The organism is Halomonas sp. SIMBA_159 (assembly GCF_046536035.1).
GTDB lineage: Bacteria > Pseudomonadota > Gammaproteobacteria > Pseudomonadales > Halomonadaceae > Vreelandella > Vreelandella venusta_A.
Genome location: NZ_JAWJBT010001350.1, coordinates 1 through 244 on the forward strand (window position 1 = coordinate 1; position 244 = coordinate 244).

Annotated in this window: 1 protein-coding gene; it reads right to left on the reverse strand. The window is 54.5% G+C overall.

The features are described 5' to 3' along the window. Positions 1–244: efflux RND transporter permease subunit (locus R0J87_RS23660; protein WP_498889442.1), on the reverse strand; the 244-nt coding region annotated here is incomplete at both ends.

The window sequence follows — 244 nt, forward strand, 5'->3', positions numbered from 1 at the left end:
CATAAACACCACCAGCGTAGTGGCGGTTGACGCGATAATGGGCCACGCCATACGGCCGGCTGCGTTGGCCCAGGCTTGTTTTGGTGTTTGTCCTTCTGCCAGATGCCGGTCTGCCAGTTCACTGACGACAATAGCACCGTCTACCAGCATACCTGCTACCAGAATAAGCGCGAACAGCACGATAATGTTCATCGTATAGCCCAGCGCTGCAATCATTAAAATGCCGGCAAAAAAGGCGCCGGGT